Annotated in this window: 17 protein-coding genes; 3 read left to right on the top strand and 14 right to left on the bottom strand. The window is 46.2% G+C overall.

Annotated features, from left to right (window positions below; genetic code table 11):
- Positions 1-9 precede the first annotated feature (9 nt).
- From D829_RS0104045 to adhE, 6 genes are all read right to left on the bottom strand, one after another.
- Positions 10-840, bottom strand: coding sequence for a carbohydrate ABC transporter permease (locus D829_RS0104045; protein WP_017687559.1), 831 nt, complete (start codon positions 838-840; stop codon positions 10-12).
- A complete protein-coding gene (locus D829_RS0104040; RefSeq protein WP_017687558.1) occupies positions 840-1,724 on the bottom strand; it encodes a sugar ABC transporter permease in 885 nt (294 codons plus the stop codon). Before D829_RS0104040 ends, D829_RS0104045 begins: the two co-directional genes overlap by 1 nt.
- A gap of 51 nt (positions 1,725-1,775) precedes the next feature.
- Positions 1,776-3,143: an extracellular solute-binding protein gene (locus tag D829_RS0104035; protein ID WP_017687557.1), complete on the bottom strand. Its 1,368-nt coding sequence runs from the start codon at positions 3,141-3,143 to the stop codon at positions 1,776-1,778.
- A 191-nt stretch (positions 3,144-3,334) separates the two neighbouring features.
- The gene (gene pflA, locus D829_RS0104030; protein WP_017687556.1) at positions 3,335-4,087 is read right to left on the bottom strand and encodes a pyruvate formate-lyase-activating protein; all 753 of its coding nucleotides are present in this window, start codon (positions 4,085-4,087) and stop codon (positions 3,335-3,337) included.
- 89 nt (positions 4,088-4,176) lie between these two features.
- Positions 4,177-6,435, bottom strand: coding sequence for a formate C-acetyltransferase (pflB, locus tag D829_RS0104025; protein WP_017687555.1), 2,259 nt, complete (start codon positions 6,433-6,435; stop codon positions 4,177-4,179).
- A gap of 639 nt (positions 6,436-7,074) precedes the next feature.
- Complete coding sequence (gene adhE, locus D829_RS0104020) at positions 7,075-9,687, bottom strand: bifunctional acetaldehyde-CoA/alcohol dehydrogenase (protein ID WP_017687554.1); 2,613 nt, start codon at positions 9,685-9,687, stop codon at positions 7,075-7,077.
- 429 nt (positions 9,688-10,116) lie between these two features.
- On the opposite strand from adhE, the gene D829_RS0104015 reads away from it, so the two are divergent.
- Positions 10,117-10,833 carry a Crp/Fnr family transcriptional regulator gene (locus D829_RS0104015; RefSeq protein WP_017687553.1) on the top strand — a complete coding sequence of 239 codons (717 nt, stop codon included), beginning with the start codon at positions 10,117-10,119 and terminating at the stop codon, positions 10,831-10,833.
- Between the two features lie 88 nt (positions 10,834-10,921).
- On the opposite strand, the gene D829_RS0104010 is transcribed toward D829_RS0104015, so the two are convergent.
- The 6 genes from D829_RS0104010 to D829_RS0103985 all read right to left on the bottom strand — a co-directional run bounded on the left by D829_RS0104010 (position 10,922) and on the right by D829_RS0103985 (position 16,603).
- The gene (locus D829_RS0104010) at positions 10,922-11,635 is read right to left on the bottom strand and encodes a hypothetical protein (RefSeq protein WP_017687552.1); all 714 of its coding nucleotides are present in this window, start codon (positions 11,633-11,635) and stop codon (positions 10,922-10,924) included.
- 197 nt (positions 11,636-11,832) lie between these two features.
- Positions 11,833-12,564, bottom strand: a complete 732-nt coding sequence (locus D829_RS30380; protein ID WP_017687551.1) for a hypothetical protein — start codon at positions 12,562-12,564, stop codon at positions 11,833-11,835.
- 193 nt (positions 12,565-12,757) lie between these two features.
- On the bottom strand, positions 12,758-13,054 hold the full coding sequence (locus D829_RS0104000; protein WP_074096966.1) for a helix-turn-helix domain-containing protein: 297 nt from the start codon (positions 13,052-13,054) through the stop codon (positions 12,758-12,760).
- A gap of 513 nt (positions 13,055-13,567) precedes the next feature.
- A complete protein-coding gene (locus D829_RS0103995; RefSeq protein ID WP_017687549.1) occupies positions 13,568-14,296 on the bottom strand; it encodes a trehalose utilization protein ThuA in 729 nt (242 codons plus the stop codon).
- Between the two features lie 24 nt (positions 14,297-14,320).
- Positions 14,321-15,289, bottom strand: coding sequence for a sugar phosphate isomerase/epimerase (locus tag D829_RS0103990; protein ID WP_017687548.1), 969 nt, complete (start codon positions 15,287-15,289; stop codon positions 14,321-14,323).
- A 201-nt stretch (positions 15,290-15,490) separates the two neighbouring features.
- A complete protein-coding gene (locus tag D829_RS0103985) occupies positions 15,491-16,603 on the bottom strand; it encodes a Gfo/Idh/MocA family oxidoreductase (RefSeq protein WP_017687547.1) in 1,113 nt (370 codons plus the stop codon).
- Between the two features lie 190 nt (positions 16,604-16,793).
- Between D829_RS0103985 and D829_RS0103980 the strand changes: the two genes are divergently transcribed.
- Complete coding sequence (locus tag D829_RS0103980; protein WP_017687546.1) at positions 16,794-17,612, top strand: AraC family transcriptional regulator; 819 nt, start codon at positions 16,794-16,796, stop codon at positions 17,610-17,612.
- Positions 17,613-17,637: 25 nt separating this feature from the next.
- On the opposite strand, the gene D829_RS0103975 is transcribed toward D829_RS0103980, so the two are convergent.
- Positions 17,638-17,952 (bottom strand): hypothetical protein, encoded by a 315-nt coding sequence (locus D829_RS0103975; protein WP_017687545.1) that lies wholly within the window; start codon positions 17,950-17,952, stop codon positions 17,638-17,640.
- Between the two features lie 32 nt (positions 17,953-17,984).
- A complete protein-coding gene (locus D829_RS0103970; RefSeq protein WP_017687544.1) occupies positions 17,985-18,923 on the bottom strand; it encodes a Gfo/Idh/MocA family oxidoreductase in 939 nt (312 codons plus the stop codon).
- Between the two features lie 199 nt (positions 18,924-19,122).
- Between D829_RS0103970 and D829_RS30375 the strand changes: the two genes are divergently transcribed.
- Complete coding sequence (locus D829_RS30375; RefSeq protein ID WP_017687543.1) at positions 19,123-19,734, top strand: VTT domain-containing protein; 612 nt, start codon at positions 19,123-19,125, stop codon at positions 19,732-19,734.
- The last annotated feature ends 68 nt before the right edge of the window (positions 19,735-19,802 follow it).

Genomic DNA, 19,802 nt, shown 5'->3' with positions numbered 1-19,802 from the left:
TTCATGGTATTAACCTTTGACACCACCTGCAGTTACTCCTTCTATAATTTTCTCCTGGAGTATAGCGTAGATCACAAGTACAGGTACAACACTGTATACAATACCTGCCGACATCTGGGCATAGTTCATCTGATATTGATCCCGAAACTGGACCATGCCCACTGGCAGCGTACGCAATTTATCGGTGGATAAGAAATAGTTGGCGAGTAAAAATTCGTTCCAGTTGCCGAGGAAATTAACGATAAAAACCGTAACGATGGCTGGAACTGTAAGAGGTATCACTATTTTAGCAAAGATACCCGAGGCCCTCAAGCCGTCCATGACCGCCGCTTCCTCAATTTCTCCAGGCAGAGAACGCATAAAAGCCGCCAGTATAATAATTGTAAACGGGATCGCATTGGCCACATAGGGCACGATCAATGCCAGATGTGTATCCAATATGCCCATTTTGCGTACAAGCAGATAGATCGGCAGCATAAGTGCATTGTTGGGAATAAGCATGCCTGCCAGAATCAGGCTGTACAGAAACAGGCTCCATCTCCGGTGTCTCATCCGGGTTACCGCAAAAGCAAACATGGCACCGAGCACAATCGTACACGCCGAGGATAGAACCGAAATGTACAGGCTATTCCAGAAATACGTGCCAATCTTGGCATTCACCCAAGCCTCCACGTAATTGTTAAACTCCCATGTTGTAGGTAAACCGAATGGATTCAAGGCGATTTCATTGTTATCCTGCTTAAATGAAGAGAAAATTACAAATAAAAAGGGAAACAAAATCGCGATCAAGTACAACATTAACAACACATGAGGTATACTACTTTTTATGCTTTTCGGCATCAATATTCCACCTTCTCGCTCCGCCTCGCTACCAGCAGTTGATACACCGCAGTGAGCACAAGCGTCAGAGCAAAGATCAGCACTGCAATGGTATTGCCATAGCCATATTTGAAGTTGGTAATCGCGTATTTAATCATGTATGTGGCCAGAACCTCGGTGGACCCAGCGGGCCCACCTTTGGTCATGACAATCACGATGTCAGCTGCTTTCATGGCACCTGCAATGGACAACATGATCACCACTGAAATGATCGGTAGGATCAGCGGCAACGTAATTCGCATTGCACGTTGTACCGCCGTTGCCCCATCAATCGCAGCCGCTTCATCCAGATCACGGGGAATCGCCAGTATGGCCGCCAGCACCATGACAATGTAGAATCCCGTCCACTGCCAGGCATTGGTCACCAAAATGGACAACATGGCAAATCGATTATCCGATAACCAGTAGATTGGATCGATGCCCAGCACATGAAGCATTTTGTTTAATAGCCCGATATTGGGCTCATAGATGAATCCCCATAAAATACCGATAACGGCTGTCGACATGATGGATGGTAAAAAAACAGCGGTTTTATACAGACCTTTTAGCCTTTTCACATTGGCAATCAGAAGCGAGAACAGGACGATCAGGGGTACCTGAATCAGTACCGAAAATCCGATGAAAAAGCCGTTATTCCGTGTGGAAATCCAAAATCGTTCATCGGTCAGTGCCTTCACATAGTTGGATAAGCCCACAAAACGTGGCTCAGCGGATACCCCATTCCAACTCGTCAGACTGTAATATAAGGAGCTGCCAATAGGATATAGGAAGAACATCACAAACAGAATTAGGGCCGGCATTACAAACAGCGTATAGATTAACGGGCTGCGGAGTGAAGTATTCATGGTCAGCCTCCTTCAGTCACTTCAACGATCGCAGTTTCAACTTGGATTGATTTATTCCACGGAAGCGTTTGCTTCCTCCTGCACCTTTTGCAGCTCTTCTGCCATTTTCTCTGGCGTGGTCTGCCCACCAATCAACTTCTGGATTTGCAAATTGCTGATTTCTGTCGTCACATAAGCCTGAACGAGTGCATCAAATGCCGGGAACGATGTCTTGGACGCATTAAGCACGGCCACAATTTCTTTCATCAGATCATCGGTAATACTGTCGGTCAGCACTTTCTCATCCAGCTTCATCGCAGGCAACACGCCATCTTCCACAAGACCACGGATCTGCATATCTTCATTGTAGAAATTTTTGATAAAGGCCTTAACTGCTTCCAGCTTCTGCGGGTCATCCGCCACCGCTGCCGAGAATCCGTATCCATTGTTCACATCCCGCATCAAAGACGTCTGATCACCTGCGCCGTTCTCTACCGGAGGCATATTGAAGAATCCAACCTTGCCAATGAGCGATTCACCGCTCTGACCTTCTTTGAATACAGATGATTTCCATGTTCCGTCATACATTAATACCGCTTCTCCGCTTGTAAATTGCGTGGTATATTCGGCATACTCGAAGCCCAGTTCACCTTTTTTGAAATAACCCTTATCAACCCATTCCTTATGTTTGGCAAAACCTTGCACAACACCCGGGTCGGTCCACTTCGCTTCACCTGTTGCAAACTTTGCGGTAATCTCCGGCCCGGCATATCGGGACCACAGGTGGTTGGTTAACATGAGCGGCACCCAGCCTGCCTTGGATGCGGAAGCAAGCGGCACTTTGCCATCGGCCTTGATCTCTGCCAGTATATTGTCCAGTTCAGCCATGGTAGTTGGTGCTTTCCATCCTTTTTGTTCGAAGTACTCTTTATTATAGAAAAAGCCTTCGCCCGAACCGCCAATCGGCAGTCCATATACTTTGCCTTCATACGTAAACGGTTCAAGGGATGTAAACTGGTCTTGAATGCCCAACTCTTGCAGGATTGGGGTCAGATCAAGCAGCATACCTTCCTTGGCATAAACTTTGGAATCCGGGCTACCGAACAGTTCAAATATATCCGGCGGGTTACCTGCCGCCATCTCTCCCCGAAGCTTTTCCTTACGATTCACATCGGATTCGACACCATCCAGCGTAAAGGTCAGATTGGGTACCTCTCCCTCAACTTTGTCCACTACATCCTGGAGAATGGCCAGTCTTTTCTGTTTGTCGGCTCCCACCTGTGTGTGGCGGAGAAGCATTTCAACCGGTTCCTTACTTGTTTCCTCCACAGGTGTATTGCTTGCACCTTGCTGTGGCTCGTTACTTGAGCTTGCACATCCCGCCAAAGTCCATGAAGTGATAAGCAATAATGAAAGCAGTAATGTCATTCCTTTTTTCATCTGGTTGACCCTCCTCAAGATATTGAGCATTTGGCTTTACACTCTGATTATAAAAAGCCGGAGCTTACATTGTAAGGCTGACAATTCATCAATGGAGGGATAAAATCCTTCACTGGACAAAAAACAGCCCCTGCGAAACATGTTCGCAAGGACTGCTTGGTTGATTGTTTTTACTATATATAAAGGTTAGATCACTTACCGGAACAAGCCACGCCAGCCGTTTCCTGGCGACCTTGTTCGATCAGGCGATACGCCCGCTCCACTTCTTCTTCACTTGGCGAAGGAACACCATCCAGTGGATATACTTTGCCGAGCGCCTCCCATTTGTAGATCCCCATCTGATGGTATGGAAGAATTTCGAACTTCTCGACGCCATTTAATGTTCCAATAAACCGTCCGAGGTTAAGCAGATCCTCTTCCTCGTTATGAATACCAGGCACATACACGTGGCGTATCCACATTTTCCGACCTTGCTCCGATAACCACTTGGCCGTTTTCAACGTTCTCTCGTTGGATTTTCCTGTCAACTTGATGTGTTTCTCATCATCAATATGTTTGAGGTCCAGCAGAACCAGGTCTGTGTGATCCAACAGATCGTGAATCCGTTCCGGTTCGTTGAATCCGTTGCTGTCTAGTGTCGTATGCAATCCCCAGCGCCGCTTCACTTCCTTGAAGATTTCGGCTACAAAGTGAGCCTGTAACGTTGGTTCTCCACCAGATATCGTGAGCCCGCCTCCGGAGCTGCGGTAGTAAGACAGGTAAGGCTCAATTTCAGCCAGTACCTCCTCAAGCGTCATTTCTTTTCCACCATCCAGCGCCCATGTATCAGGGTTGTGGCAATATTGACACTTGAGTAGACATCCTTGCATAAAAAGCACGAAGCGGATGCCTGGGCCGTCAACCGTCCCGAAAGTTTCGAGTGAATGAATATGTCCTTTAACCATGCTGCCTCTTCCTTTCTGTATCCGCATCCGCTGTGCGTTTAATATGATTTGGAATGCCTTGCTCTAGCGGTCTTATACTTGCAAATTACTTACATCGAACCATGGAACGTACGGTTGATGACATCCAACTGTTGTTCACGAGTCAATTTAATGAAGTTAACGGCATATCCGGATACCCGTATAGTCAGTTGTGGATAGTTTTCCGGGTGATCCATCGCATCAATCAGTTGCTGACGATCAAATACGTTAACGTTCAGGTGATGAGCGTTTTGACCGAAGTAACCATCCATCATCGCAGTCAGATTGGATTTACGTGTAGTCTCCTCTTTACCCAATGCTTTTGGCACGATGGAGAAGGTATTGGAAATACCGTCAAGACTGTGTTCATAAGGCAATTTGGCTACAGAGCCAAGGGATGCCAGTGCACCTTTTTTGTCACGACCATGCATTGGGTTCGCACCTGGAGCAAATGGTTCACCTGCTTTACGACCATCCGGTGTAGTCCCTGTTTTCTTACCATATACCACGTTGGAAGTGATCGTCAGAACGGATTGCGTTGGCACTGCGTTACGGTAAGCTTTGTGCTTGCGAATCATACCCATGAAGTTCTCGACCAGTTCAACAGCAATGCTGTCTACGCTGTCTTCATTGTTACCGTAACAAGGGAAGTCTCCTTCGATTTCGAAATCAACAGCGATGCCTTGTTCGTTACGAATTGGTTTTACTTTGGCATATTTGATCGCACTCAGTGAATCTGCTGTAACCGACAGACCAGCGATACCGCAAGCCATCGTACGTACAATGTCACGGTCATGCAATGCCATTTCGATACGCTCATAGCTGTATTTATCGTGCATGTAGTGAATGACGTTCAGGGTGTTCATATACAGCTTCGCGAGCCACTCCATCATTGGTTTGAAGCGTTTCATAACCTCATTGTAATCCAGTACTTCGCTAGTGATGGCAGGATACTCAGGTCCAACTTGTGCTCCGGATTTCTCATCACGACCACCGTTGATCGCATACAGGAGAGCTTTAGCCAGGTTGGCACGAGCGCCGAAGAATTGCATTTGTTTCCCGATCTTCATAGCCGACACACAGCATGCAATACCGTAATCGTCACCGTAGATTGGACGCATCAGATCATCATTTTCATACTGGATTGAGCTGGTTTCGATGGATACTTTGCTGCAATAATCTTTGAAAGCTTCTGGAAGTTTCGTGGACCAGAGAACAGTCAGGTTCGGTTCTGGTGCAGGACCCAAGTTGTGCAGCGTATGCAGGAAACGGAAGCTGTTTTTGGTTACACGTGTTTCACCATTCACAGACATACCACCGATGGACTCAGTCACCCATGTTGGATCTCCACTGAACAGTTCGTTGTAATCCGGTGTACGCAGGAATTTGACAATCCGCAGTTTCATTACGAAATGGTCAACCAATTCCTGAGCCTGTTCTTCGGACAAAATACCTTCTTGCAGGTCACGTTCAATGTAGATATCCAGGAAAGAAGATACACGTCCCAGTGACATCGCAGCACCGTTCTGTTCTTTGATCGCAGCGAGATAACCAAAGTACAACCATTGGAACGCTTCTTTTGCTGTTGTCGCTGGCAAGGAAATATCGAACCCGTGCATATCGCCCAATTGCTTCAATTCTTGCAATGCACGAATCTGTTCAGACAATTCTTCCCGCAGACGAATGACATCTTCATCAATAACATCAACTTCGAGTGCATTCAGTTCACCTTTTTTGTTACGAATCAGGAAATCTACCCCGTACAAAGCTACACGACGATAGTCACCGATGATCCGGCCACGGCCGTAAGCATCTGGAAGACCTGTAATAATCCCTGCTTTACGCGCTGCACGCATATCGGAAGTATAAGCATCGAATACACCTTGGTTGTGTGTTTTGCGAATGTTTGTAAATATATCAATGACGCCCTGTGGCATTTCAAAGCCATATGCCTCACATGCGTCAATCATCATGCGGATTCCGCCTGTTGGTTGAATGGAACGTTTGAACGGAGCATCGGTCTGAACGCCGACAATCTGCTCTTTGGATTGATCCAGATAACCGGGTTGGTGAGAAATAATAGTCCCTGGTGTGTTCACGTCAACGTCAAGGACACCGCCGTTATCCCGTTCTTTTTTGGTCAGATCAGATACGATATCCCACAATTCTTTGGTATTCTGGGTTGCACCTGCGAGAAATGCTTCGTCGCCGTAATACGGAGACAAGTTGTGTGCCAGAAAATCATTCACATCTACGGATTTGGTCCATGTTCCTTTGGTAAAGTTTCTCCAGCCTGTTTGTTGTTTGACATCTTTTTCAATCACCGACATCTTAATCCCTCCACTAATTTGGATTTCTGGACACATAACATCTTGCTTCATTCGTAGCATTGTGTGCCCAGAGCCGCGATTAATGTGAATTGTTTCACATAAACCGGAACATGTTCTCTCTACTTGGGAACCGGAACCGCGGGATGAATGTTTTTCTTACATTTTCAGTATACGACTTGGGGCTTTCATCATCTGTGATTTTTGTCACAAAGTCAGTGAACTAACTCACTCCACCTGCGCTGTGTCCCATTGAACCCTGTAAATTCACACTTAGCCACTGCGCGGGCAGAACAACTTCCGATCGCTGTTATCCCCGGATTTTTTCAATTTTATTTTTCAAAGGGTGAAATCCGGGGATAAAGGCGAACGCTCCGCTTCTTCAGTTTTTTCTGCCCACTCCGTTATTGTGTGAACATCTGGCTCAATCGGCCACATCACGGATTCCGTGTAACCTCTTTAAGAGCCATTGCTCCTCTAGGCTCGGAGCACATCAAATCTTAGAATAAATCCTGAAAAACAGATGCTTCGCTCTTCTGTCTTTCTGCCCTCTCGTTATTGTGTGAAAGACGGCAATCGGGGCTCCCCTTTCGGGGAACCCTGATCTTCTTGCCGTAATGCATTCTCTTCGTTCTAGATTTATTATTCAAACTTTCCGTAGAAAGCGTTGCGGTATACATCAGCCAGTTCAGTTACCAGAGGCAACTTCGGATTAGCGGTTGTACATTGGTCTTCGAAGGCACGGTCTGCCAGATAATCGACATGTGCTTCAAAGTCTTTGGCATCAAATCCGATTTCCTGGAACGATTCTTCAATTCCCAGTGTTTTGTTCAGATTACGGATGGCATTGATGAGACTGGTTACCCCTTCTTCTGTTGTGCGAGCAGGCAATCCCAAGATACGGGCAATTTCGGCATATCGCTCATCGGCTACAAAGTGCGAATATTTCGGGAACGATGCGAATTTGGTCGGTTTTTTCGCGTTGTAACGAATAACGTGCGGCATCAGGATCGCATTGGTGCGTCCGTGTGCGGTGTGATACTGACCGCCCCATTTATGCGCCAAGCTGTGGTTAATGCCCAGGAATGCGTTGGCAAACGCCATACCGGCAATCGTGGAAGCATTATGCATTTTTTCACGTGCCAGTTTGTCGCCTTGCAGTGCAGATTGCTCCAGGTATTGGAACACCAGTTGAATTGCTTTGATCGCAAGTCCATCTGTGTAGTCATTTGCCATAACAGACACATAAGCTTCAATCGCATGAGTCAGTACGTCCATACCTGTATCCGCTACAGCCGTTTTAGGCAGGGAGTATACAAACTCCGGATCGACAATCGCTACGTCTGGTGTCAGCTCATAATCGGCCAATGGATATTTGGTGTTACCTTGATTTTTATCTGTGATAACCGCGAACGATGTCACTTCAGAACCTGTACCAGAAGTTGTTGGAATCGCTACAAATTTCGCTTTTACGCCGAGACGTGGATATTTGTAGATCCGTTTGCGAATATCCATGAATTTTTGTTTCAGATCGTTGAAGTCCGTGTCCGGATATTCATAGAACAACCACATGGCTTTTGCAGCATCCATCGGTGATCCACCGCCGAGTGCGATAATGCAGTCTGGTTGGAAGCGGCGCATCATTTCCGTTCCGCGATCTACTGTCGTTGTGGACGGATCAGGCTCTACATCGGAGAACACTTCGATCGCTACCGGAATTTGGCGTTGACGCAGATAATGTTCTACCTTTTCCACATAACCTAGTTTCACCATCATGGCATCCGTAATAATCGCAACACGTGTGATGTCAGGCATTTTGGCAAGATACTGCGTTGCGCCTTTTTCGAAGTAGACTTTGTTCGGCACTTTGAACCATTGCATATTCACGGTACGGCGAGCCACCCTTTTCACATTGATTAAGTTCACAGCGGTTACGTTGGAAGAAGTCGAGTTACGTCCATATGATCCGCATCCCAGTGTCAACGAAGGCATGTTAGTGTTGTAGATGTCACCGATTGCGCCGTGTGTGGATGGGGAATTCACAATAATACGTCCAGTTTGCAGGCGATCTGCGAACTTGCTGATCACTTCTTCGTTATTCGAGTGGATAACCGAGGAGTGACCCATGCCGCCAAAAGCAACCACTTCTGCTGCACGTTCAATTCCCTCTGCTGCTGTTTTAACTTTGTAACAAGCCAGTACCGGGCTTAACTTCTCAGCCGACAATGGGAATTTGGTACCTACCCCTTCAATCTCGGCCACGAGAATTTTGGTTCCCGCTGGAACTTCAATGCCGCACAATTTCGCAATGCTCACCGCAGATTGACCAACAATCGCCGGGTTCACTGCACATTTCTCGGCATTAATCGCACCTGCTGTCAATTTTGCTGCTTCATCTTTGTTAACAAAGTAACAGCCATTTGCAATCATTTTTTTCTTCACTTGATCAAAGATCGGTTCTTCAATGATGACCGCTTGTTCGGAAGCACAGATCATGCCGTTATCGAAAGACTTGGATAGGATCAAATCCGTTACTGCCTGATTGATATCCGCGCTTTTCTCGATAAAGCAAGGTACGTTACCCGGTCCTACGCCCAGTGCAGGTTTACCACAGCTGTACGCTGCTCGTACCATGCCTGATCCGCCTGTTGCCAGAATGAGAGCTACATCATTGTGATTCATCAGCGCATTTGTACGATCCATGGAAGGATCATCGATCCACTGGATACAATCTGCTGGTGCACCATGTTTCACAGCCGCTTCCAGCAGGATTTTGGCAGCTTCCCGGCTACAATTCTGTGCAGATGGGTGGAAACCAAAGATGATCGGGTTACGCGTCTTGATGGAGATCAGTGCTTTAAACATCGTCGTTGATGTTGGATTCGTGACGGGTGTAATCCCCATAATAATGCCGACCGGCTCCGCAATTTTCTGGAAGCTCTCATATTCGTTATCTTCAATCACACCTACGGTTTTGTCATACTTGATGCTGTGGTACACATATTCAGTTGCAAATATATTTTTGGTGATTTTATCCTCATATACTCCGCGGCCTGTTTCTTCTACGGCCATCTTGGCGAGCATCATGTGTTTATCCAGACCCGCAAGCGCCATCGCTTGCACAATCCGGTCAATCTGCTTCTGGTCCATCTTCATGAATGCAGCGTGTGCTTTATTCGCTTTGTCAATTAACGTTTGGATATACTGACCTGCTGTCGGTTCTTTTGCTGGGGCGACTTCGTTCTTTACAGCCATCTCCCTCATCCTCCTAAAGGTTCGTATTAGTTTGTCTCTCTCGTTTACATTCACATCGTAACATGACAATAAACTTAATTATGTGATTTTTTTCACAAAGTATAACAAATTTAATTTAAGTTTTGTAGTGTCCTTCATACGACCATTTCACTTCCTATTTAAAATATAGGGCTGTAAAATTCATCCTCTCCATCAAAAGTGAATTTAATCACAATGTTTGAAATTTCGCCATTTTTGCCCCCTTTCCACGCCCCTCAAACGGCAAGATAAGGTATATACTGAACTTAAAAATTGAACCACCGCAATTTGTACCGTCCTTCCTCCCGGCCGAGATGACCCTGATCAGGACGGCAACGGTTTGCGGCGAACCTCGGAGGCTACTGCTTACTACAGAAGGTCGTCCGATGGACATAAAGGGGAGATAGACTTATGAGAGAACTAACAACTGTACTGGAAAAGCGCGGCAATACCAATTGTTTCACGGAAGCAAATTTCAACCATCTGCTGGTTACCATGAAAGATAGAACCTATCCGGAAGGTACACATCTGTACTGGGAAGGCGACGTCTCTGACAAACTTTATTATATGAAACGGGGCCGTGCCCAGATCACCAAATCCACGGATGAAGGCAAAGAACTGATCATGTACATGTATCAATCCGGTGATATGATTGGGCAGGCTGATCCCTTTTTTGGCTCTAAACACAGCTTCTCAGCGGAAGTGCTGGAGGATAGTGAGATCGGTGTGCTGGAGCATAAAGACCTGGAGATGTTAATCTGCCAGCATTGTGACTTCGCGATCGATTTTATGAAATGGATGGGCATCCACCACCGGTTGACACAGACCAAATTCCGGGATCTCATGTTATATGGCAAACCGGGTGCACTTTGCTCCACCCTCATTCGGTTGTCGAATTCGTATGGTGAGCCTCATGGAGAGCATGTCATTATTCACAAAAAAATTACCCACACGGACCTGTCCAATATGATTGGAGCCACTCGTGAAAGTGTAAACCGCATGTTAAGCGACCTGCGCAAGAAAGATGCGATTGAATATGACAATGGCATGATCGTCATCAAAGATCTGAAGATGCTGCAAGGGATCTGTCATTGTGAACTTTGCCCGAACGAGATCTGTCGTATTTAATGTTTACTATTCTAATCGGATATTGCTATATATAAATTAATGAAAAAAAGCCCAGTTCTCTAAAAAGAGATTGGGCTTCTTGGTATACTTAGGATGCATTGGTCAATTCAAGCTTTACCGCATCACGTGGATTTAATTTCATGTCCAGACCATTTTCCATTAATTCTTTGTCATTCACCATAATGACCCACCGCTCATTCATACGAGGCGTGACATTCTCGACCGAAACGACAAATTTGTTATTCTCCGACATTCTTACAATGCCGCTGGACTTTAACACATCACGAACTGTGCACTCTTGAACGTAGACGCCAGCATATTGACGATTGAGGGTTGGCATAATGTTTCCACCGCTAACCTTGAGTAACGTTGTCTGATATGCAACGCCATCCCCCCCACTGTCAGCGGCTTTCACGTAAATGATCACTTCATCTTTGGCATGAAGCTCCATGTCCCAATCTTCCTGTTCAATATCCTTGCCATTCAATTTGACAGCCCAGCTAAGCGAAGAATCCAGAGAAACTTCACCGACGGATTGAATCCGTTTGCCATCTGCCGTAAAATCAACCAGTCCGCTATTGAGTAATGCCTTTTTGAGTGTCAAGCCCTCACTAAAATCTCGCTTAATGGACTTTGTTGCATCAGGCAAAAACGTACTGCCATCTACAGCCACTGTGATCGTATTCGCTGTTTCTGTCTCTTTGACAATTGGCTGCTCAGAAGGCTGTGTCTCACTACAACCAGCCAAGATCGCCAGTAGGAGCAAACATACACCTATGTAACCGGGGATTTTCTTCATCATGTAGGTAACACCACCCTGCGTAAAATCATTCACCCTGTTGTCCATAACCTCTATTATGGCACAACTTTCGGCAAAAAAAAGTGTCAAAGCCGTTACTTTTATAGGGTTTCCCCTCCAAATAGGGCTTGTACAAGAAAGAGAGCCTGCATACAGGCTCTCCAATCTATATCATTTTTATGTTCTAATTGGTTACGTTATCATTGGACACTAGCCTGCATGTATGTCCGTCCTCCATCTCCATCTTTCAGATATGGATTAAGCCCGAAGAACTGCTCCTCAGATACATATACACCTGTCAGCAATCGCCCTTCAAGCAATCCACCGTCCACCTGCACGCAACATGGAGGTGCGTCTACATACTCCTGATACAACGGAATCTGCCCATATTGTTGATGTACCTTGAATACCTTCCCTTGCTCATGCAAAGGCCGTTCCGAGAAATAGGTAGGCACAATATAACGGGCAATGACATCCAGTTCCTGAACGCTATAAAAGGGTTCATCACCAAGCCATGGTGCAAACATTCGAATCTTCTCATATTGAGACCAAACAACCGCCTGAATCAGCATTTCTGCCTGAACCAATCGACCTTCTCCCACATCCAGAACCAATTGCTTTCCATGGATGGTTTCTTCCATCTGAGACATCGTTGAATCAGGTTGTCCCAGCTCACATCCGATACACTTCCAGCCCCTGGACGTTTGAATCCATTTTTGCAGCACCGCCGGAGCTAATTTCGGACCATCGCTGTTCACAGAATGCGTATTTACTTCGGCAAAATCATCTTTAACCGAACGCGAATATGCTGTGCGCTTAAACAACTCCGCAGCTTTTTTGTAGATTAGATGTACCTGAATGGATGCGCTCTCAAGTTCCGCAATATCTTTTTTGCCGTAGCGTACTTCACGGGATAAGCTTTCTTCTCTCATGACAAGTGGGCCTCCTTCGCTCCGGCCGTCTGTGGCCATTTTCTATAGATTATACTACAACTCATGACAACATGTGCATAGCCTAAGAGAAAAACGCCGATCCACCTAATAATTAAGACAAAAACTCCTGATTTCCACGGAAATCAGGAGTCTATGTCATTCATGCAACGAAAGTGGGTGATATGCTTATACGTTAGTCAACCCACTGCTCAGCCCAGTCTTGAATTTGATTCATGACAGGCTGGAGCGCTCTACCTTTATCCGTCAGCTCATATTCAATACGGACCGGCGTCTCGGGATAGACGTGACGAACCAGAATACCTTCACTCTCCAGATCTTTCATCCGTTCGGATAACATCTTATCACTCATGGATGGAATGAGATTGGAGATATCCTTGAATCGCTTCGAACCACTCATCAACGTTTGAATAATTAAACCATTCCAGCGCTTGCCCAAAAAAGAAAACGCCGTCTCAAAACGCGGACACATCCGCAATTCTTGACCTTCCACATTAATCACCTCTTTAGAGATCACTCAAATCAACTTACATTTTGTTAGTATATTTCATAATAACATATTTAAGCTTCAAAGAAAACGCCTGCAACTAAAAAGTTTAAAATTTAGAAGCATAACATCCAAAATGGATTATACATCCCAGTATACATTACACGCTGCGTCGTAACCATGGGAAATATCGTATAACTTCCCCGTACTACTATCTTACCCAAAAAGAACCCAACTGCCACAGTCATCATTGACTTGCAGAAGGGTTCCTTCGTATACATTATCTGTATAAGTTCAACTAAAGCATATTTACACTACCACTCCGACGTCAGAACAACTTTCCGATCGCTGTTATCCCCAGATTTTTTTAATTCCCTTCTAAAAGGGAAAATCCGGGGATAAAGGCGCACGCTCCGCTTCTTCAAGTTATTTCTGCCCTCTCCGTTAATGTGTAAATGTTAGTTAAACTTATATATCTTTCACGAAGCAATTAGTAAATTAAACCAGCACGCCACCAAATGGTCTTACAGGTTCACTCTTGCCAAATTCCGGCTTAAAGCTGCGGGCAGGATATGCCCATTTCACTGCGTTGCTGATCACTCTCAATATTTCCGGTTTGTAATAGGTCGGATACGTCTCATGACCTGGTCGGAAATAAAAGATTTTACCTTCACCACGCCGGAACGTGCATCCACTCCGGAATACTTCTCCACCCTGGAAGTTGCTCACAAACACCAGTTCATCCGGTACTGGAATATCGAAGAATTCGCCGTACATCTCTTCTTTTTCCAATACAATCTTGCCTTCGATGCCATCCGCAATCGGATGAGATGGGTTAACACACCATACAATTTCCTGCTCGTCAGCTACACGCCACTTCAGATCGCAGCTGGTTCCCATCAGCGCTTTGAATGGTTTGGAGAAATGACCTGAATGGAGCACAATCATTCCCATCCCGTTCAGCACTCGCTGCGCGACCTTCTGTGAGATCTCATCGCTTACGCGATCATGTGCCATATGTCCCCACCATATAAGCACATCTGTGGAATTCAGCACTTCATCACTTAATCCGTGTTCAGGCTGATCCAGTGTAGCTGTACGAATAGCAAAGCCTTCGCCGCCAAGTCCGTCAGCCAGTGCTCGATGCAGACCATCCGGGTAGACTTCCCTTACTTCATCGTGAATTTTCTCATGGACAAATTCATTCCAAATGGTGACGTTGATCATATTCAATTTCCCCCTAGTGTAGCTCTAAACCCACCACATATCGCCCAGCGGTTCTTCAATCAATACTTGCTGGAGATTTTGCACAGCTTTAGAGAATCCTTCTTCAACCGACATCAGACCGTCTTCGTGCTCAATACTTACTACATAATCATATCCGACCAGACGCAAGGCACTCATAATGTCTGCCCATGTCTTGTTATCATGTCCATAACCGACCGAGCGGAACTGCCAAGCCCGATCCAGCATATTGGTATAGTCCTGCATATCCGTTACACCGTGTTTGTTCACGTTTACCGGATCAATCGTTGTATCTTTTGCGTGGAAGTGATGGATGGCTCCTTCACGTCCCAAGATGTGAATTGCCTGAACCGGATCAATACCTTGCCACCACATGTGACTTGGGTCCAGATTGGCTCCGATCACTTCACCTGCTGCTTCACGCAGTCTCAGCAACGTTGCTGGAGTATGAACGGAGAATCCACCGTGCAGTTCCAATCCAACTTTTACGTTACGATCTGCTGCAAATTTACCCCACTCTGTCCAGTAAGGGATAACTTTGTTCTCCCACTGCCACTTCAGGATCTCCTGGAAGTCATTTGGCCATGGTGCAACAGGCCAGTTCGGATATTTGGCATCCTCATGGTCTCCCGGACAACCGGAGAATGTATTCACTACAGGTACTTCCAGCTTCTCAGCCAGTTCTACCGATTTAACAAAATCATCGTGAAATCCTTTGGCAATATCCTTTTGCGGATGTAGCGGGTTACCGTGACAGCTGAGTGCACTGATCGTCAAACCGCGTGATTCCACTGCATTTTTAAAGTTTTTCAATGCTGTAGGATTGCTTAACAACTCATCTGGCTTACAATGTGCATTGCCTGGATGTCCGCCTGTTCCGATCTCTACTGCTTTTAATCCCTTGGATGCTACATAATCAAGAGCATCCTCCAATTTACGTCCTCCGAATAGTACCAAAAATACGCCGAGTTTCAAGTGCGATTCCTCCCTGGATTAGATATCGTATGATTGCTGAATTCATGAATATTGAACTGTATACCATTACCGTTCAGATCACATGCCTGTTTGATTAGTGTGGAAAATCGAGAGTGTTTCTATCCTGAAATTGAACGTAAGAATACTGGTTATTCTGCTTCACTCGTAAGAGCATCAAGCTTCGAACACTTGTTACTCAGACTAGTGGGATTCCACGGTTTCAATCTCAGTTTGAACTGTGCGAGTTACTGCAAAAGAATCATAGCTGCTCTCCAGATGTATGTGCTTGCCTTCAAGTGAAGAACGCTGGAATGAGTGCATGGCTTCCAGTACGTGATAAGCAAGCTTGCCACTGGCCTTGTGTTCCCGTCCGGCACGAATGGATTCAACCATTTCCGTTACGCCGATGCCTCGTTCGTTTTGTCCACTTTCGAAGACTGGTTTGACCGTCTCCCAAGTGTCTTGACCGTATCTGCGAACCTTCACTTCCCCGTTAAAATAATTGGGGTCCGGTACACTAAGCGTACCTTCTGTACCATAGATTTCAATACGTGGCAGATCCGAAGCTCCGCGAATATCGAAACTTGTGATCATGGTTGCAATGGCACCTTCTGCAAAATCAATGGTTCCTGCCAAGTGGGTAGGCGTCTCTACTTGCAGTGCTGTACCTTCCTTTGGCCCAGAGCCAATCTTGCGATCTGCAATCTGTATTCCAGCCGAGGCGCTGATTCTGCGTATCGGTCCAAGCAGCGTAATCAGAGCGGTCAGATAGTAAGGTCCCATATCAAACATCGGTCCGCCACCTGCAACATAAAAGAACTCCGGATTAGGATGCCAAGCTTCTGGTCCTCCACCCATGAAGAATGAAGTCGCTGCAACCGGCTTGCCAATCAGCCCATCCTCAATGGCTTTACGAGCTGTCTTTATGCCTGAACCAAGGAAGGTATCCGGTGCAGAACCAACATACAATCCCTTTTCCTCAGCCAGCTCAACAACCTTGCGACCATCCTCAAGAGAAATTGCCAGCGGCTTCTCGGCATACACATGTTTGCCTGCTTCGAGTGCGGCCAGATCGGTCATGGCATGACTGCCAGGAACCGTAAGGTTCAACACAAGTTCAATTTCGTTATTTTGCAGCAACTCATCTACATTGTAAACGTTTGCGATATTAAATTCATCTGCCCGTTCCTGAGCGCGTTCACGAATCAAATCCGCAACAGCCACGACTTCAATGACCGGGTTGTTTTTGAGATTTTCCAAGTAGATGGAGCTGATGTTACCACACCCGATGATGCCTGCTTTCATTTTCTCCACTGTGACGTTCATCTCCTTACGCATGGTGAAAATCCGCGTTTGAATGGTTGAGATACATATGTTTTGTTGGATGTTTCCTGTTCCTTAAATCTAATACTATGGTATTCCGTTTCAGCTTCAATTAAAATGAATAATATGATTGAAACATGAACTATCTGGTCATAATTTTCAAATTGCAAGGAGTATGCCCATGCCGACAGATCAATCCTGCCAAGTTCTTACAGCAGGCTTTTCATTTCATCGTAAACCCTACGCTATGGTGCAGCCTGAAGGTGTGAAGAACTACCTGTTAAGACTGCAAACAGACGGACGTTGCCGTGCACGTATTGACGGGGACATGTCCCTGGTGGATGCGGGCGATCTGCTTCTTTTTGATCCTGACGAGCCCTATGAGCTGAGAATAGACAATGAAACCAATCCGATGGGAGAACGACTGGTGGAGAGTGGCGACTATCACATCTTCTTTAATGGTTCCTGGGTGGATGAGTGGTGGAAGCGTCACAAACGGCCGACCCGAATTAAAGTCGAACTGACAGAAAGCCTCTTGGTCCTGTTTCGACAGCTCGTACTGGAGCAACGCCGCATCTCCAATCCTTATCCGGAAATTTCAAGTTATTATATGCGAATTTTATGTCTCGAAGTGGATCGTCTGCTCGCGGAGCATCCAACGATAACCAACACCAATTATGTGGCTTATGAGATCAAAAACTACATTGAAGAGAACGCTTCCTCTTTATTCAAGCTGGATGATGTGGCAACACATATTGGCATCAGTGTCTCACGTGGTGTTCATCTCTTCAAAGAAGCGTTTGGCAAAAGCATCATGCAATACACGCTTGACGTACGGCTGAACATGGCCAGGGAACGGATTATTTTCAGTCCAATGACCCTGGAGCAAGTGTCTGAGTCTTCCGGCTTTAATAACTATACCTATTTTCATCGGGTATTCCGTTCCCGGTTCGGCATGTCTCCGAAGGAATTCCGCGTCATTCACCGGGAACAGATGTAATCATACCAGTATACGTAAGTTGAACTTATTTGCGCGCGGCTATCGCCTCGGATACAACCATCGCCAGATCTTCATTGCCAAACATGGACAACACGCCAAGTACCGTATCATCCGGGATCTCACCGGCTTCCTCCTTGGATACAATCAGCTTCTGCACCTGCTGCAAACGCTCGTTGCTCTGCTGATCCGGGTAGGCTTGCCGGTACATCTCTTCCGGGTCCAAACCATTATTGACACACCACTGGGCAAATACGAGGATCATCATCTCTTCTTCCTGTTTATAAGTTTCAATAACAGTTTCCTCGATCTGTTTATTACGTTCCTTTTCATATTCATCCATGAATTGTATTCCTCCGTATGTGTATTCTGCAATTATTTGCGAATCAATTGTTCCGCCAGTTCATGACTGTCCATGACAAGACTTGCACTGATCAGGCAATCATCAGGTGAGTCCAGACAAACCAGGAAATTGTCAACTGCTCCGCTAAAACCTCTGCGTGCTAACACGGTGTCCCAGCTCCCGAACGTTTCTTTGGTTTCCAGACTCCCCTGTTCCATGCAGCTGATCGTGTCCATGTTCACCACTTCAACAGATCGTCCACCACCATGCAATTCGATCTTCTCCAGATCTGCCCCAGCTTCACGCACCATATCAAATCGACCGTAGGCTGTTCTGCCCAGCTTGGCCGTTCCGGTTGCATGCAGCAGTCTGTCCAGATCATTCTTCCGAATCCATTGATGAAGCAACTCCACATTATGATCCGAGTACCACAACACCAGATCCAGCATATGGATGAGATCATCATAGATGGTTTCTGCCGCAGGACGATCCTGAGTGCCTGTACGATGTTTGGTCACTGTCAGGGACTCGAAGCCTTTTCCACCCTGCATCCATTCTTTCGCTTTTTGGTACATCGGTGCGAATCTGCGGTTGAAGCCCACTGCCAGTAGCAGCCCTTGTGCCTCGGCAAAAGCAGTCATCTCTTCCGACTCCCGAATCGTATAGGATAACGGCTTGTCTACGTACACGGCTAATCCCTGTTCCAGACATTGCATGACAATGTCAAAGTGCGCTTCCGTTGCTGTATGTACAAACACCGCATCCAAGTCCCAGGACAACAGTTCTTTCAGATCCGTTGTTCCCCGTTCTAATCGATACGCCTCCTGAACGGCTTTGACCGGCTCCGGAGATCGGTTCATAATGCCTACAATCTCCACGTTCGGATGAGCTGTTAACAGCGGCAAATATACTTTACGTGCAATATCGCCGAGGCCGATAATTGCAACTCGTTTACGTTGGGTTGTTTCCATGATGATCATTCCACCTTCAGTTCGGTTCTATATTTCCACGTCCTATAGTGTAACCCTTCGGACAGCAACTTGCCAGTGATTGCAGCAGACTTCGCACGAATTGTTCAGACAATGGGCGAACGTGGTAAACTTATGAGGAATAGCAGTACAGATCGGGACACGACTAGACCTGCCTGATCTGAAAGGAGCGTTTGGGATTTTGCGAAAATGGTTATGGCTCCTGTTATATGTTTTACTTGCAGGAGTCACGTTTATTTACAGATATGAACTGCTGGCCTGGACGGATCTTCATCAGTCCATCCCGCTGTTACTCGCCATGGCAACATTGTTTGCTCTTGTGCCTGTGATCCCTTATAAGTTTGTTATTATCGCCTTTGGTTACAGTTACGGTACCACCACGGCAGCCTGGATATGCTGGCTTGGCACCACACTTGCAGCCATGCTCGTTTATGGCGGAGCAAGAACCATCTTCAGACATCAGGCGAGATCGTACCTCGAACGTATTCGGGGTTTGAATCGTTTTACCACATGGATGGAAGCACATCCGTTCATGGGTGTCATGTCGATGCGACTGTTGCCGATCGTGCCTCAGATGGCCGTAAATATCTACGCAGGTATAACGTATACGCCATTCTGGGTCTTCATGGTCGCCACGGCAATTGGCAAAATGCCCGCGATTTTTGTATTTGCCTATGCAGGTGCACAGGCTGAAACCTCAATCTGGCTGAGCCTGGGAATCCTTGCCGGATATCTGGTGTTCATGACCATTGTATTGCTCTTATTTCGCTTTCGGTCACGCAACAAAGCCTGAATTCAGAATTCTTAAGCCATTCAGATTTAGCTTGTTTTCATTGCGGCTTGGTTGGCTTGCCAATTCAG

The sequence above is a fragment of the Paenibacillus sp. PAMC 26794 genome, from assembly GCF_000316035.1.
In the GTDB taxonomy this organism is placed as follows: Bacteria; Bacillota; Bacilli; order Paenibacillales; family Paenibacillaceae; genus Paenibacillus.
This window is presented reverse-complemented; position numbering and strand designations above follow the sequence as displayed.